Here is a 14809-nt window from a genome sequence, read left to right on the forward strand (position 1 = left end):
AGCGAAGCAATCCAGACTGTCTCCGCAGAGGGGGCTCTGGGTTGCTTCGCTGCGCTCGCAATGACGGAGTGTGCGGCAGCGCCTATGCCGCCAGCTTCACCGCATGGGCAAAGTCCCAATACAGCTTGCGCGCCTTGGTGTAGAACGGACCCGGCTGCAGCTCCCGCTCGTCGATGCGAATCACGGGTGCGACCTTGGCAAAATTGCCGGTCGAGAAAATCTCGTCGGCGGCGAGAAAGTCCTGATAGCGTAGCGTCGTCTCGACCACGGTGGCGCCGTCGGCACGGAGCAGGCTGATCACGCGCTGGCGCGTGATTCCGTTGAGGAAGGTGCCGTTCGGCGCCGGCGTGAAGACGACACCGTCCTTGGCCATGAACACGTTGGAATTGCCGAACTCGGCAACGTTGCCGAGCAGGTCGAGCATCAGCGCGTTCTGGAAGCCGCGCGAGGCGGCTTCGGCAAGGGCACGCGAATTGTTCGGATAGAGGCAGGCCGCTTTCGCATCGACCGGCGCGCATTCGGCGGTGGGCCTGCGAAACGGCGACAGCGTGATCGCGCTGCCTGTCGGTTTCGGCATCGGCGCCTCGTAGATGCACAGGCACCAATTGGTGGTCTCGGGGTCGAACAGCACGCCGCCCCCGACGCCATTCTGCGCCCAATACATCGGACGGATATACAGTTCGGCATTCGGCGCGAACCGCGCGATGCCGTCATTGGCGAGCGCCAGCCAGGTGTCGGCATCGACCACCGGCCTGAGGCCGAAATTGATCGCGGATTGATTGGCGCGGGCGATGTGACGGTCGAGATCGGGCGCAACGCCCTCGAACGCGCGCGCCCCGTCGAACACCACCGAGCCGAGCCAGGCGCCATGGGTACGCGGCCCCATGATCGGCACATTGCCGTCGTGCCATTTGCCTTCGAAGAAGGTCCAGCTCGGCGAATAGTCGATCGGCTTCTTGATCTCGGCCATGACAGGCCTCCCTCGAAAAATATCCGGGCACTATTGTCCCAATTTCTAAACGATTTGCTGCGGCGAAGCATCAACTCTTGCCCCGGACGGAGGTTGAGACAACATCGCCACCAACCGGCTATGATACCTGGATGTCACGGAGTTTCCCATGCCGCTCGATCCACTCGCCAAGCGCCTGCTGACCATGATGGCCGCAGCTGCGCCGCAGGCGCGGAGCCGGCCGAGCGTCGAAGCGCGGCGGCAATCGCTGGCCAAGCTGATGCAATTTGCGCGCGCCGAGGCGCCTGATGTGACCGCCTCCGACGGCGTGCTGCCCGGCCCCGGCGGAGAGCTGCCCTATCGACTCTATTCGCCGGCGTCTGCCGGCTCCCGCGCGCCGGGCTTCGTTTTCTTTCATGGCGGCGGGCTCGTCGCCGGCAGCATCGCGACGCATGACCGGATCGCGGCGGCGCTGGCGCATGCGACCGGCTGCCGTCTCGTGTCGGTCGACTACCGTCTCGCGCCTGAGCACAAATATCCCGCTGCCGTCGACGACGCGGTCGCGGCGACTGAATGGGTTGCGCGCGAGGCTGAAACACTCGGCATCGATGCCGAACGGCTGGTTGTCGGCGGCGATTCTGCTGGTGCCACGCTCGCAGCGATCGTCTGCCAGGAGGCGGCGCAGAGCGTCGGCCTCTCCATCGCCGCACAATGCCTGATCTGCCCGGTGCTGGATTTCGAGGAGGTATCACCTTCGCGCGAGGCCTTCGCGGAGGGACACCTGATCGACCGCGCCACCATCGAGGCTGACCTGTCCGACTATCTGCCCGAGGGCCTGGATGCCGCCGATCCCCGTATCTCGCCGCTGCGCGCGACGCGGCTCGCGGGCCTGCCGACTGCAATCATCCACACCGCTGAATTCGACCCGATGCGCGACGAGGGCAATGCCTATGCGCGCAAGCTGCTCGCCGCCGGCGTCGCGGTCGAGCACGTCTGTCATGACGGCATGGTCCACAATTTCCACGCCATGGGCGCGATTCTACCGCAGGCGCAGCTGGTGCTGTCGCAGATCGGCGAGCAGGTGCGGCGTGCGGTGGTGAAATAAGCGCGCCAATCACGCGCGTGCGTCGAGCACGGCCCGCGCCGCAGCGACATACTCCGGCCAGTGCGCATCCGCATAGCGCTCGGCCTGCTCGACGCAGGTGACGTCGGACGCATGGGCTGCGGCAATCATGCGCGCGAAGCGCTCCTCGGCAACGGTCGCGTTGCCAGCCGCCGGCACCGGCGCAGCGGCCACCGCCGTCGGAGCCATGGCAAGCCCGGCCAGGCCAGTGAGCAGGATGCGGCGTGACGGATTCATGGCTGGCGTCCTTCAATTGCCCTGTCGGCGGTCTGGCGGGCGAGTGTGTCGGTGCGATCACGGCAGGGTAACCGCGTACATCCGCATCGTCCATGGCCCACGGATAGACCTTGACCCCATGAACGATCACGTTCCATCTAGCGAGCAATTCCGTCACCAGAGTGCCACGCGCCGGATTGTCACGTGTCTCATCGCAACCCAATTGATCGTCTGGCCTGGCGCACGATCGCGGTGGGACTGCTTTGTCTGACGTCCTCGGCAGGCGCCGCCTGCGCCGCTGATGAGGAGGACACGCCGGCAAAGCCTGCCGTCCCGAATATCTATCTCGATCTCCGTACCACTTATGCGACGATCCCGGCGGGGACGTTCGGGCTCGGCTTCGGCAACAGCTCACTCTCGGCCGCATTCGAGGCGCTGGCGACGCAGCGCGGGGTGACCTTGCCGAGCGGCTTGCCGGCGGCAAGATCGATCGCCGTCGACCTGCCGCTGACCGTGGATGTCAGCGATCGCGTGTCGCTCTATGGCGGTGTATCAGGCTCGTCGGCGGATATCGGTGGCGGCTGGTCGTCCTTCGACATCACCAGCTGGAATATCGGCGTGCAGGCCGATCTCCATCAGCAGAACGGCGGCAAGATCCCGACCATCACACTGCAATCCACCCTGACGCAGTCGGTGCCGAACGAACAGGGCATGACGAATTCGTTCAACCACGTGCTGGAATTCGACTACGCACTGGACGAGGACGAGACGCGGGGCTGGCTCGCCGGCGTGCAATACACCCACACCGACATCGGCAGCCAGCTCGCCCGGATTAAGCCGAACACGATCCTTTATGCCGGCGGCTATTACCAATGGCCGAGCAACTGGAAATTCACCGGACGCCTCGGCGTGCAGTCATTTGGCGGCGCGCAGCTTGCGCGCCGGACCCTGGCGGAGCCCTTNCTTCACCCAGCCGATCCTGCGGCTCGACCTCGACCGCATGGACGACAACGACAACCGTCTGTTCGGCATCACCGCGCAGATCGCGTGGATGCCGAAGCCGTCCTATCAGCTGACGCTGCGCACGCCGCTTTATGCCGTGCGCAACTGACCGCGAGACGTGGTGATTTCTTGTAAAATCCGCGTCAACCGGCCGTTAAGCTTCATCCAAAAACATCGAGCGCGTTACGTTGCCGGAAGTAACCTTGCGCGACACTCATTCGGCCTTTCGCTTCGTGTTTTCGCCCTGGAGACTGCAATGTCCCGCTTGGTCACGGAACGGACGTTCCTTGCCGGGAAAATCTTCTTCAATTTCGGCCAGTCGTCGATCGACTGCGTCGTGCGCCGGCTTTCCGAGGAAGCTGCTACGCTCGAAATGGAGAGCGGCCTTGGTGTGCCCGAGCGATTCCAGCTCAGGCTCGCCGGGCGCGAGACTCTCGCCTGCCGTGTGGTTTGGCGATCCGACCGCCAGGTCGGGGTTGCCTTCGAACAACCATGCAGCGAGCAGGCGATGGGCGAGGAACGGGATCGCTCGCTCGATGCGCTGATGCGCCCCCAGATGCTGGCCCTGCGTGCGGCCCTCGATCACGTGCCGACCGGAATCGTGCTGCTCGATGCCACTCTCAGGGCGCGCCTCATCAACCGATCGTTCCGCCAGATGTGGCATCTGCCTGACGAGGTTGCCGACAGCAATCCCCCCATTCTCACGCTGCTTCATCACGGGCGCGACATCGGGGCCTACGAGGTGCCGGATCCTGCCCTCGAAGCCCACGTGATGGAGCGTGTCCGCGTGATCGAGGCTGGTGATCCGACGCCTGTCGACGTGCGCCGAACCAATGGCGATGTCGTGCGCGTCCAATGCACGCCATTGCCGGACGGCGGACGCATGCTGACCTATACGCCGGTCACCGACATTGTGCGCGCCTCGGACGAGCTGAAGCTGTTGCGGGATGCGCTGGAGAATGTTCAGGACGGCGTTCTCCTGCTCGATTCCGACTTGAACGCGAGCTTCATGAATCTGCGGATGCGCCGGTTCTGGGAGGTGAGCGAACAGGAAGCCGCCGCCCGCCCGGCGTATGCGTCGCTGGTGAGCCGCGCCCAGCGCGCCAGCGCGCCCGACCTGCCGGCGGGCGAGCTGGCAAAATTCCCCGGCAAGCGCGTTGCCGAGGTTAGGGCCGGCGATCACGTGCGCGACCTTCAGACGCCTGACGGGCGGCGGGTCAGGGCCCATTGCACCACGATGGCAAACGGCGGCCGGATGCTGACCTATGTCGACATCACCGATCTCACCAACAAAGCCGCCATGCTGGAGCGGCTGGCGACCACCGATCCGCTCACGGGCCTGTACAACCGTCGGCATTTCCTGGGGGCGCTCGATGCGGAATGGAGTCGCTTCCAGCGCTACTACCGCTCGGTCTCGGTCCTGATGCTCGACATCGATCATTTCAAGTCGGTCAACGACCGCTACGGTCACGCGGTCGGCGACGAAGCGATCAAGGCTGTCGCAGCCGCATGCAACGAGGGCAAGCGCAAGTCCGATCTCGTCGGCCGCATCGGCGGCGAGGAGTTCGCGGTGCTGCTGCCCGAGACCAGCCTGTCGCGCGCCAAGCTCGTCGCCGAACGAATCCGCAAGCGCGCGATGGCGATCCGTCTGAACGCGCATCAGGCGCAGTTCGGTGTCACCGTCAGCATCGGCATTGCCGAGGCCAGCGTCAGCATGTCCGGCATCGACGCGCTGATGGGCGCGGCCGATCAGGCGCTCTACCAGGCCAAGAATGAGGGCCGCAATCGCTGCATCGCCTGGAATCCTCCGCCGTCTGCAAACAGGGCGGCGGAGTGATCGTCGCGAGCTGCTTCTATTCGGGCTCGGGCACTGGCACGTCGAACGTATTCAGCGTCACCGAGACCATGCAATAGATCCCGACCAGATAGGACAGTTCGGCGGCGCCGTGCTCGCCGAACTCCTTCACGGCGGCCCGATAGGTCAGCTCGGGCAGAACGCCACCGCTGACCAGCGCGGACGCCATGTCGTAGGCGACGGCTTCCTGCTTGGTAAGATCGACCGGCCGCTGCCCGGAGACGATGGTCGCGAGCTTCTCGTCGGAGAGGCCGCGCTGCTCGGCGACCAGCACATGGGCGTAGAGCTCGTAGCCGGAGCGGAAATGCGAGCCGGTGACAAGGATCGCGACCTCACGCACCGGCGCGGGCAGCAGCGGGTTCGACGCGATCGCCTTGACCAGCTCCCACACCGGCTTGCCGAAGCGCGGCTCGCGGATCCAGGGATTCCAGGGACCGAGCAGCGCGCCGTCGTCGCGCATGTTCACGAAGCCCTTGAAGTGGTCCTTGATGCCCGCTTGCATGTCGGCATAGAGCGGCTTCTGCTCGTCGCTCAGCTCTTTCGGATCGAGAATGGGAAGGCGCACGGCGGATTCTCCTCGTTGAGAAGCGGCGACCGTCGCTCGCGTGCGCTCACATGGCAAGTGAAGTTGCCGTGACGACCGTGCGATTTTGCAAGTGGTGTGGAGCGGCTCGGTGCTCCGCGCCCGGCTCAGAGCAGGAGTCGTCCGTGATCGTTCGACACCGCTCAGAACTCCAGCGGCGCGTTGTCGACGACTTCTTTCATCACGAAGAAGGTGCGGGTCTGGCGGACGCCCGGCAGCGCGATCAGCTGCTCGCCATGGATACGGTTGAAATCCTCCATGTCGCCGACGCGGATCTTGAGGAAGTAGTCGAAATCGCCGGCGACGAGGTGGCAGTCGAGCACGAATTTCAACTTGGCAATCGCCTGCTCGAACGTCGCAAAGCTCTCCGGGGTCGAGCGGTCGAGCACCACGCCGACCATCACCAGCGTGCCCTTGGCCACCTTCTTCGGCGCCACCATGGCGCGAACCGTGGCGATGAAGCCGTCCTCGAACAGGCGCTGGGTGCGGCGATGGCAGGTGGCGGGGCTGATCGCGACAGTTTCGGCCAGCTCGGCGTTGCTGAGCCGGCCGTTATTCTGCAGCAATCTCAACATCTTGAGGTCGATACGATCGAGTCGTGCGGACATGGAAGGAATTTCCGGATTAGGGGGTATTCTCGAAAGAAATCTTAGCTTCCACCGAATCATTAGCAAGATTACGCGCAATATCGGCGCAATATTCGAAAGCACCTTTTTCCGGCGAATTGCTAGTCACATCCCAGCCATAACGCCATCAGGGATGATCCCATGAATCTGGACAAATTCGCGCGCTATCCGCTCACCTTCGGCCCGACCCCCATCGAGAAGCTCGAGCGGCTGTCGAAACATCTCGGCGGCAATGTCGAGATCTACGCCAAGCGCGAGGACTGCAATTCGGGCCTTGCCTATGGCGGCAACAAGCTGCGCAAGCTCGAATACATCATTCCCGATGCGATCGCCTCCAATGCCGACACGCTGGTCTCGATCGGCGGCGTGCAGTCGAACCACACCCGCATGATCGCGGCCGTCGCGGCCAAGATCGGCATGAAGTGCCGGCTGGTGCAGGAAGCCTGGGTCCCCCACGAGGACGCCGTCTATGACCGCGTCGGCAACATCATGCTCTCGCGCATCATGGGCGCGGACGTGCGTCTGGTCGACGACGGCTTCGACATCGGCATCCGCAAGAGCTGGGAGCAGGCGGTCGAGGACGTGAAGGCCGCCGGCGGCAAGCCCTACGCCATTCCGGCCGGCGCCTCCGTGCACAAATTCGGCGGGCTCGGCTATGTCGGCTTCGCCGAAGAGGTGCGCAAGCAGGAGAAAGAGCTCGGCTTCAAGTTCGACTACATCATCGTCTGCACCGTCACCGGTTCGACCCATGCCGGCATGCTGGTCGGCTTCGCCGCCGACGGCCGCGCGCGAAAGGTGATCGGCATCGATGGATCGTTCACCCCGGCGCAAACCAAGGCGCAGGTACTCTCGATCGCGCAGAACACCGCAAAACTCGTCGAGCTCGGCAAGGACATTGTTGCAGACGACGTCGTTCTGATCGAGGACTACGCCTATCCCGCCTATGGCGTGCCGTCGGAGGAGACCAAGGAAGCGATCCGCCTCACCGCGCGGTTGGAAGCGATGATCACCGACCCTGTCTATGAAGGTAAATCGATGCAGGGCCTGATCGACCTGACCAAGAAGGGCTATTTCGAGAAGGGCGCGAAGGTGCTCTACGCCCATCTCGGCGGCGCACCTGCGTTGAACGGCTACGGATACGCGTTCCGGAACGGGTGAGAGGCTCTACTCGCGCATCCTCACTAACGTCGTCCTGGCGAAAGCCAGGACCCATTACCCCAGCCGTCAATTATTGAAGCGCGCTGGGGCAACCAGCATGCCACGTGCCTCAGTCCGTGGTTATGAATCCCGGATCCGCGCGCGCGCTTTGGGCGCGCTTGTCCGGGATGACGATGTGGGGAGATCGGGGCCGCCTACCGCGTCCTGACGATCTGCAACAGCTCCTCGCCGTAATGCTCGAGCTTCTTGTCGCCGATGCCGGGGACATTGCGCAGCTCGTCGAGCGTGGTCGGCCAGGCCCGCACGATGCCGTCAATGGTGGCATCGTGCAGCACGACATAGGCGGGCACGCCGCGCTCGCGCGCCACATCCGAGCGCCAGGACCGTAGCCGCGCGCGCAATTCGGGATCGACATCGCCTTGTGGCGCGCCGGCAGCCGCCGCAAGGTCGCCGCGGCGGGACTTTGCGCGGCTGGCGCGGACGCGCGTGCCAGGCGCCTCCTCCCGCAGCCACACCTCGGTCTCCCCACGCAGCACGCCGCGCGCCGAGTCGGTCAGTTTCAGCGCGCCGAACGCCTCGCTTTCAGCCCGCAAATGGCCCATTGCCACCAGCTGCCGCAGCACGGTGCGCCACTGCCTCTCGTTCAGCTCGCGCCCGATGCCGAACACCGACAACTTGTCGTGGCCGAACTGCGTCACCTTGTCGGTCGGACGCCCGATCAGCACGTCGATCAGATGCATCGCGCCGAATCGTTGCCCGGTGCGATAGACGCAGGACAGCAGCTTTTGCGCCAGCACCTTGCCATCGCGCAGCTTGGGCGGCGTCAGGCAATTGTCGCAATTGCCGCAATTCTCGGCCATCACCGTCTCGCCGAAATAGGCGAGCAGCCGTTTGCGCCGGCACTGCGCGGTCTCGGCGAGACCGACCAGCGCGTCCAGCTTGCCGATCGACACGCGCTTGAACTCGTCCGAGCCACTGGACTCGTCGATCATGCGGCGCTGCTGCACGATGTCGGACAGCCCGTAGGCCATCCAGGCCGCTGACGGCTTGCCGTCACGACCGGCACGACCGGTCTCCTGGTAGTAGGCCTCGATGCTCTTGGGCAGATCGAGATGGGCGACGAAGCGCACATCGGGCTTGTCGATGCCCATGCCGAAGGCGATGGTCGCGACGATGACGATGCCGTCCTCGTTGAGGAAGCGGTCCTGGTTGCGCGAGCGCACTTGGCTGTCGAGCCCGGCGTGATAAGGCAGCGCCGCAATGCCTGCGTCATCCAGCGCAGCTGCGACCTCTTCGACACGGTTGCGCGACAAGCAATAGACCACGCCGGCGTCGCCGGCATGGCGTTCCCGGATGAATTCCTTGAGCTGCGACACCGCGTTGCGCTTGTCGACGATCTCGTAGCGGATGTTGGGCCGGTCGAAGCTGGAGACGAATTGCGGGCTGTCGGTCAGCTGGAGGCGCTGGACGATCTCTTTCCGCGTCAGTTCATCCGCAGTCGCTGTCAGTGCGATGCGCGGCACATCGGGAAAGCGCTCGGCGATGACGGAGAGGCCGACATATTCAGGCCGGAAATCGTGGCCCCATTGCGAGACGCAATGCGCTTCGTCGATCGCAAACAGCGCCACCTTGGCCTGCGCCAGCATCGACAGGCAGCGCGGCGTGACCAGTCGTTCCGGCGCGACATAGAGCAGGTCGAGATCGCCGGCGATCAGACGGCGCTCGATCTCGGAGGCCTCCTGGAACGACAGCGACGAGTTCAGCGCAGCGGCATTGACGCCGGCCTCGATCAGGCCCGCGACCTGGTCGCGCATCAGCGCGATCAGCGGCGAGACCACGATGCCGCAACCTTCGCGCAACAGCGACGGCAATTGATAGCACAACGACTTGCCGCCGCCGGTCGGCATCAGCACCAGGCAATTGCCGCCGTCGGTCACATGACGGATGATCTCGCCCTGCGCGCCGCGAAAGCCCGGCAGGCCGAACACCGAATGCAGCACCGACAGCGCATCGCGGCCATCGGCCGAGGCTGGCAGCGGAGCGGTGGAACGGGCGGACATGGGCGCGTCGGGGTTTGAGAGATTCGTCACGACGCAAGTCGCATGACGGCGGGGACGTTGCAAGGCGATTTGGGCGGCAAGGCGCCGTGTTTCCCTTCTACGCCCCGATCCTGCGCAAGGCCTCGGCGACCGTCACGATCGGCATGCTGCGCTTCTCGGCCGCCTCCAGCGCGTGGTGCAGCAGGGCCGGTGTGCAGCCATAGGGGCTCGGCGCATCGGCGACGTCGTGGCCGTAGAAGATCAACCAGCCACCGCTCGCAACGGCGTCGTCGAAGTAACGGTCCACCCCATCCGTATCGATCTCGCAATTGACCAGGGGCGAAGCGCGCAGGAACTGGAGATCGATCACGTCGCTGTTGACGCCGGGAAGGATGCCCCGCGCCGAGCGGAAGATCCTGGCGAGCTGCGGCTTGCGCCAGACCGAAGCGAGGCCATAGGGATAGGCGAAATTCTCAAGCCGGATCGAGGAGTCGATGCCGCGGAAATGGCTACGGTTCAGCTCGATCTCGCGCGCCATCGCGCTCTCATCAAGATCCACCGCGCGCAGATGCGAGAAGGTATGACAGCCAATCTCGTGACCAGCCTGGTGCAGACGCACGATCGCATCGTTCGACAGGCCACGCCAATGATCGTCGGGCTGGTCGATCAGGCTGCCCGCGATATAGAACGTGCCGCGGCCGCCATGCGCTTCCAGCAGCGCAGCGCCCTCGCCTGCGGCGCTATCGGGCGCGTCATCGAAGGTGAAGCTCACCATCGGTGCATGTGTCGGCAAGCGGTGCGGCGTGGCGCGGAAATGCCGGGCCAGCCGATTGCTCAAGCGTCCGTTGAGGCTCGACAGCACGAGTGCATTCCCTGTGACTCTGTATTTCTGCACTGAAACATTTGCGCGGGGTGTGACGCAAGTTTAACGCTTGGGTAATCCTAACGCGGAACCGGAGGCTCCGAGGTTAAAGGCGCGGGCAGTGGAGCATCCGCCTCCGCACCGAGATATCGCAACCAATTGCGAAATAACGCCGCCGCGGCGCTACCGGCCGCGATATCTGTCCGCAAGGTCAGCGCAGGCAAGTCGTTGGTCAGCGCCGGATGACGCTGATGCTTCGCGCGCTTCTCGAAGCGCGCGAGTTTCTCTTCGGTCGCCGCGTCGAAATAGCTCACCGGGAGGGCGGGATAGACCTCCCGCTCGCGCGCAAGATAACGACCGATGTCGCGCAGATATTCGCGCTGCAGCGACAGCGCGTCATACTCGGGATGGCCCTGGAAGAACACGAAGCGGCTGGCATATTGCCTGACGAAAACGTCGACGCCAGCTTGGGCCGACCGGGTCAGCACCTGATAGCCGGCCTGTGCGAGATCCCTCTCGGTCACCTCGTTCAGACGCGAATGCGAGACCTTGAGCGGCGCCGGCGCATCGCGGGTCAGCGGGTCGCCGGTCACGGCCTCGCAGTCGAAGATGCCATGGCATTTCGACGGCAGCCGCTGCCGTTCAATGCGATCAAGATGCAGCACCGCGGCATGGGCGGCGAGGCACGACCAGATCGTCGAGCGCGTATTGACCCTGGCCCAGTCGATCAGTTCGGTGAGATCGCGCCAGTACGGTTCCTGGTCGAGGTCCGGCGCGATAGGTTCGGCGCCTGTCACGATCAGGCCATCGAATTTCTGGTGCTTGAGATCCACCAGATCGCAATATTCGCTGTCGACATGCCATTTCGCTTCCGGCGAACGCTTCACGGACGGCAGCGAGAAGCAGTGGAAGCGGATGCGGCGCGGCCCCGCGGCGGCCTGCAGCAGCTTCATGAACTGCCGCTCGGTCGCCTTCAGCGCTGCATCCGGCATGTTGTTGATCAGCCCGATGGTGAGTGCAGCACCCGCATGATCGCGCGCGAGGTCGCCCTCGGCCGGAACCAGCGCCGGGCTTGCGATCCCTTGATCCCTGGCGATCAAGATGCTCATCGGCCCGATTGCTTACTCCGCGGCCTGGAGACGCGCGGCCGGACAGGCCTTTTCCAGCGCCTGATCGATGTCCTCGATGATATCAGAGGCGTGCTCGATGCCGATCGAGAGACGGATGGTCTCCGGCAGAACGCCGGCAGCGCGCTGTTGCTCCGCCGACATCTGGCGGTGCGTGGTCGAGGCTGGATGGCAGGCCAGCGACTTGGCGTCGCCGATATTGACGAGACGCGTGATCAGCTTCAGCGCGTCGTAGAAAGCCTTGCCGGCTTCCATGCCGCCCTTGATGCCGAAGGTGAACAGCGAGGAGGCGTTGCCGTCGAGATATTTCTGGACCAACGGATAATAGGGGCTATCCGGGAAGCCGGTATAGTTGACCCAGGCGACGCGTGGATCGTTGCGCAGGAATTCGGCGACCTTGCGGGCGTTCTCGCAATGGCGCTCCATGCGCAGCGCAACGGTCTCGATGCCCTGGAGCAACAAGAAGGCGTTGAACGGCGACAGCACCGAACCCATGGTGCGCTGATAGACGCTGCGCGCGCGCTCGATATAGGCGGTCCTGCCGAAGCGCTCGGCATAGACGAGACCGTGATAGGAGGCATCCGGCCTGTTGTAGGCCGGGAAGCGGTCGGCATGCTCGGCCCAGGGGAAATTTCCGGAATCGACGATGGCGCCACCGAGCGTGGTGCCGTGGCCGCCCAGGAACTTGGTCAGCGAATGCACGGCGATGTCGGCGCCGTAGTCGAACGGCTTGAGCAGGATCGGCGTTGCGACGGTGTTGTCGACGATCAGCGGCACGCCATGGGCATGCGCGATTTTTGCGAGGGCCTCGATGTCGCAGACATTGCCGGCGGGATTGCCGATGGTCTCGGCAAACACGGCGCGGGTGTTCTCGTCGATCAGCCTGGCGATCGCCTCGGGCGCATCACTCTCGGCGAAGCGGCCGGTGATGCCCTGCCGCGGCAGGATGTGCGACAGCAGCGTGTGGGTGGTGCCATAGAGCTGCGGCACGGAGACGATGTTGCCGCCATGATCGGCAACGTTGACGAAAGCAAAATGCAGCGCAGCCTGGCCGGTCGCGACCGCAAGCGCGCCGACGCCGCCTTCGAGCTGGGCGATGCGCTTCTCCAGCACGGCGCTGGTCGGATTGGCGATGCGGCTGTAACGAAAACCTTCGGCCTCGAGATTGAACAGCGCGGCGCCGTGATCGGCGCTGTCGAAGGCGTAGGCGGCGGTCTGGTAGATCGGCACGGCGACCGCATGCGTGGTGGCTTCGGGCTCGTAGCCGGCGTGAATTGCGATCGTCTCGTTGCGCATCGTACCACCTCCGCAGGGGAGCGGGCCGCACTTATTGGCCTGGATGAGGCATGTGCGTTGTCCGCCGTCCCTCTGTTAGAGGCGGGTGGTAAAGCGGACAATAATTCGCTTAGAGATCGAGGAAGTAACCCTAATGGTTGTTGGTGAATTGGCTAAAATTCGAGTCAATATGGATTAACGACTGCGGCGGTTCAGTCACCGAGCGGCCCATTTGAATTCCCGTCGGCGCCCTTCAGCAGCTCGTATTTGATCCGGCGCATCCGGGTCTGCGCTTCGAGCGGCTTGCAATAGGCCGTCGATGCGGCGAGCAGATCGATGACCGCAAGAAGGGCATAGCGCGACGCAGTCGGCTTGAGCGCATCGGGCGCTTCGGGCACGTGCACGCCAAGTGCGATATCGGCGATCGAGGCCAACCTGCTGTGCGGCTTGGTGATCGCGACAACAAGAGCACCGTATTGCTTGGCGATACCGGCTGCTTCGATCACCTCCTTCGCCATTCCGGTGGTCGAGATCGCGACCACGACATCGTCCCGGCCAAAGGTTGCGGCGATCATGCGCATCAATCTCGGGTCGGAGCTGTGCGAGACGGCGATCCCAAGACGAAAGAAGCGATTTTGAACCTCCATCGCCGCAAGGGTCGAGCCACCACCCACGCCGAACGCGGCAAGTTTCGAACAGCGGGAGATGGCTTCGGCAGCCCTCTCGACGTCCTCTCTCTGCAGCCCCTCTTCGGCGGCAGCAATGGCGCGGCGAATTTCCTGGAACACCGAGCGCCAGAGCGCAGGACGCGCCAGATCCGTGCCGACATGCGGAGGCAGTTCAAGGTAAATCCGCCCGACCGCCATCGCTTGGGCCAGCCTCACCTTGAGGTCACGGACGCCACGACAGCCAACGGAGCGGCTGAACCTGGTCACTGTCGGTTCACTGACGCCCGCGCTGCGCGCCAGCTCCGCATTGCTCGCGTGAATGGCAAACTCAACGTCAGCCAGCAGCGCCATGGCAACGCGCTGCTCCGAGGGACTGAGATCAGGAGCACTTTGTCTGATGACGGAGACGATGTCGCCGGCCACGAAAGCGTCGCGGCGCGATGGCGTCGAGGCAGCTGTCCCAGCGGTTTTCGCCGTTTGAATTCGCTTCGCACGCGGCATGCGCGCCCTTCCTCAGGTCGGAACCTTCCGCCTTGGTCCGGAGATCGCCGTAAGAAACCTTCAGTGTCGACCGGTTCAGCTAGTGGCGGGTGAGCAATTCCTGGCAATTTTTCGCTTGAAACTTAGCATAATCTGCCTGTAACTTTCAAACAAACGATAACGGGCCGCCCGATCAAATCGGGCGCACCCCCGCACGTCGAGGCAGGCGGCGGAAACAGGCTGGGAGGGGCGATCATGAGATGCGACCTCAGTGTATTGATGCGCGGCGCGGTTGGGATCGCCACCGCATTGTTTCTGAATGCGCAGGCCAGCGCGGCCACCCTGCTTCGCGAAGCCACCATCGGCGAACCGCCGCCACTCGATGTCATGCTGACGACAGCCGACGTCGCCTCCGTCATCGGCCGTCACATCTTCGAAACATTATATGCGCTGGACTCGACCTATACGCCACGCCCGCTGCTGGCCGAGAGTGATCGCGAGGAAGACGGCGGCAAGTCCATCGTCATCAAGCTCCGCGAGGGCGTCCCTTTCCACAACGGCAAGGAAATGACTGCCAAGGATGTGGTCGCTTCGATGACGCGGTGGGGCAGTGTCGGCGCGCGCGGCAAGCTCCTGATGGCCGCAGCCGTGTCAGTCGAGGCGACGGGAAAGTATGAGGTCACGCTGAAGCTATCGGCGCCCAACGGCGCCTGGAAGACTCTCATTGCGGACGTCAATGGTGGCCTTGCGATCTATCCGGAAGAGATCGCCGCCAACGCAGGCAACAAGCCGATCGAGCAGAAGGACTATATCGGCACCGGTCCTTACAAGTTCGTGGAGTGGCGG

The 14809-nt window shown here is 64.1% G+C and carries 13 protein-coding genes and 1 pseudogene; 5 read left to right on the plus strand and 9 right to left on the minus strand.

Going from position 1 to position 14809, the window contains the following annotated elements:
* Positions 1-82 precede the first annotated feature (82 nt).
* A complete protein-coding gene (locus AOQ71_RS16830; RefSeq protein WP_057748132.1) occupies positions 83-970 on the minus strand; it encodes a branched-chain amino acid aminotransferase in 888 nt (295 codons plus the stop codon).
* 148 nt (positions 971-1118) lie between these two features.
* Here AOQ71_RS16830 and AOQ71_RS16835 point away from each other — a divergent pair, with 148 nt between their 5' ends.
* Positions 1119-2054, plus strand: coding sequence for an alpha/beta hydrolase (locus AOQ71_RS16835; protein WP_057748135.1), 936 nt, complete (start codon positions 1119-1121; stop codon positions 2052-2054).
* A gap of 9 nt (positions 2055-2063) precedes the next feature.
* On the opposite strand, the gene AOQ71_RS16840 is transcribed toward AOQ71_RS16835, so the two are convergent.
* Complete coding sequence (locus AOQ71_RS16840; RefSeq protein WP_057748140.1) at positions 2064-2309, minus strand: hypothetical protein; 246 nt, start codon at positions 2307-2309, stop codon at positions 2064-2066.
* A 210-nt stretch (positions 2310-2519) separates the two neighbouring features.
* Here AOQ71_RS16840 and AOQ71_RS47935 point away from each other — a divergent pair.
* Positions 2520-3250, plus strand: a pseudogene (locus AOQ71_RS47935) (hypothetical protein); the annotation flags it as partial.
* A 296-nt stretch (positions 3251-3546) separates the two neighbouring features.
* Positions 3547-5127: a sensor domain-containing diguanylate cyclase gene (locus tag AOQ71_RS16850; protein WP_057748144.1), complete on the plus strand. Its 1581-nt coding sequence runs from the start codon at positions 3547-3549 to the stop codon at positions 5125-5127.
* 16 nt (positions 5128-5143) lie between these two features.
* On the opposite strand, the gene AOQ71_RS16855 is transcribed toward AOQ71_RS16850, so the two are convergent.
* Together AOQ71_RS16855 and AOQ71_RS16860 are read right to left on the minus strand one after the other, a co-directional pair.
* On the minus strand, positions 5144-5710 hold the full coding sequence (locus AOQ71_RS16855) for a carboxymuconolactone decarboxylase family protein (RefSeq protein WP_057748148.1): 567 nt from the start codon (positions 5708-5710) through the stop codon (positions 5144-5146).
* 161 nt (positions 5711-5871) lie between these two features.
* Positions 5872-6336 carry an Lrp/AsnC family transcriptional regulator gene (locus AOQ71_RS16860; RefSeq protein ID WP_057748152.1) on the minus strand — a complete coding sequence of 155 codons (465 nt, stop codon included), beginning with the start codon at positions 6334-6336 and terminating at the stop codon, positions 5872-5874.
* A 159-nt stretch (positions 6337-6495) separates the two neighbouring features.
* Between AOQ71_RS16860 and AOQ71_RS16865 the strand changes: the two genes are divergently transcribed.
* Complete coding sequence (locus AOQ71_RS16865; RefSeq protein ID WP_057748155.1) at positions 6496-7512, plus strand: 1-aminocyclopropane-1-carboxylate deaminase; 1017 nt, start codon at positions 6496-6498, stop codon at positions 7510-7512.
* A 194-nt stretch (positions 7513-7706) separates the two neighbouring features.
* Here the strand turns inward: AOQ71_RS16865 and recQ are convergent, their stop codons facing one another.
* From recQ to AOQ71_RS16890, 5 genes are all read right to left on the minus strand, one after another.
* The gene (gene recQ, locus AOQ71_RS16870) at positions 7707-9572 is read right to left on the minus strand and encodes a DNA helicase RecQ (RefSeq protein ID WP_057748158.1); all 1866 of its coding nucleotides are present in this window, start codon (positions 9570-9572) and stop codon (positions 7707-7709) included.
* 97 nt (positions 9573-9669) lie between these two features.
* Positions 9670-10413, minus strand: coding sequence for a polysaccharide deacetylase family protein (locus AOQ71_RS16875; RefSeq protein ID WP_057748161.1), 744 nt, complete (start codon positions 10411-10413; stop codon positions 9670-9672).
* Between the two features lie 80 nt (positions 10414-10493).
* Positions 10494-11522, minus strand: coding sequence for a homoserine O-succinyltransferase MetA (gene metA, locus AOQ71_RS16880; RefSeq protein ID WP_057748164.1), 1029 nt, complete (start codon positions 11520-11522; stop codon positions 10494-10496).
* A gap of 12 nt (positions 11523-11534) precedes the next feature.
* The gene (locus tag AOQ71_RS16885; protein ID WP_057748166.1) at positions 11535-12836 is read right to left on the minus strand and encodes an O-acetylhomoserine aminocarboxypropyltransferase/cysteine synthase family protein; all 1302 of its coding nucleotides are present in this window, start codon (positions 12834-12836) and stop codon (positions 11535-11537) included.
* Positions 12837-13027: 191 nt separating this feature from the next.
* Positions 13028-13984 carry a MurR/RpiR family transcriptional regulator gene (locus AOQ71_RS16890; protein ID WP_057748169.1) on the minus strand — a complete coding sequence of 319 codons (957 nt, stop codon included), beginning with the start codon at positions 13982-13984 and terminating at the stop codon, positions 13028-13030.
* 234 nt (positions 13985-14218) lie between these two features.
* Between AOQ71_RS16890 and AOQ71_RS47940 the strand changes: the two genes are divergently transcribed.
* On the plus strand, positions 14219-14809 hold a 591-nt coding region (locus AOQ71_RS47940; RefSeq protein WP_245316917.1), incomplete at its 3' end, for an ABC transporter substrate-binding protein.

The sequence above is a fragment of the Bradyrhizobium manausense genome (assembly GCF_001440035.1).
Taxonomy (GTDB): domain Bacteria; phylum Pseudomonadota; class Alphaproteobacteria; order Rhizobiales; family Xanthobacteraceae; genus Bradyrhizobium; species Bradyrhizobium manausense.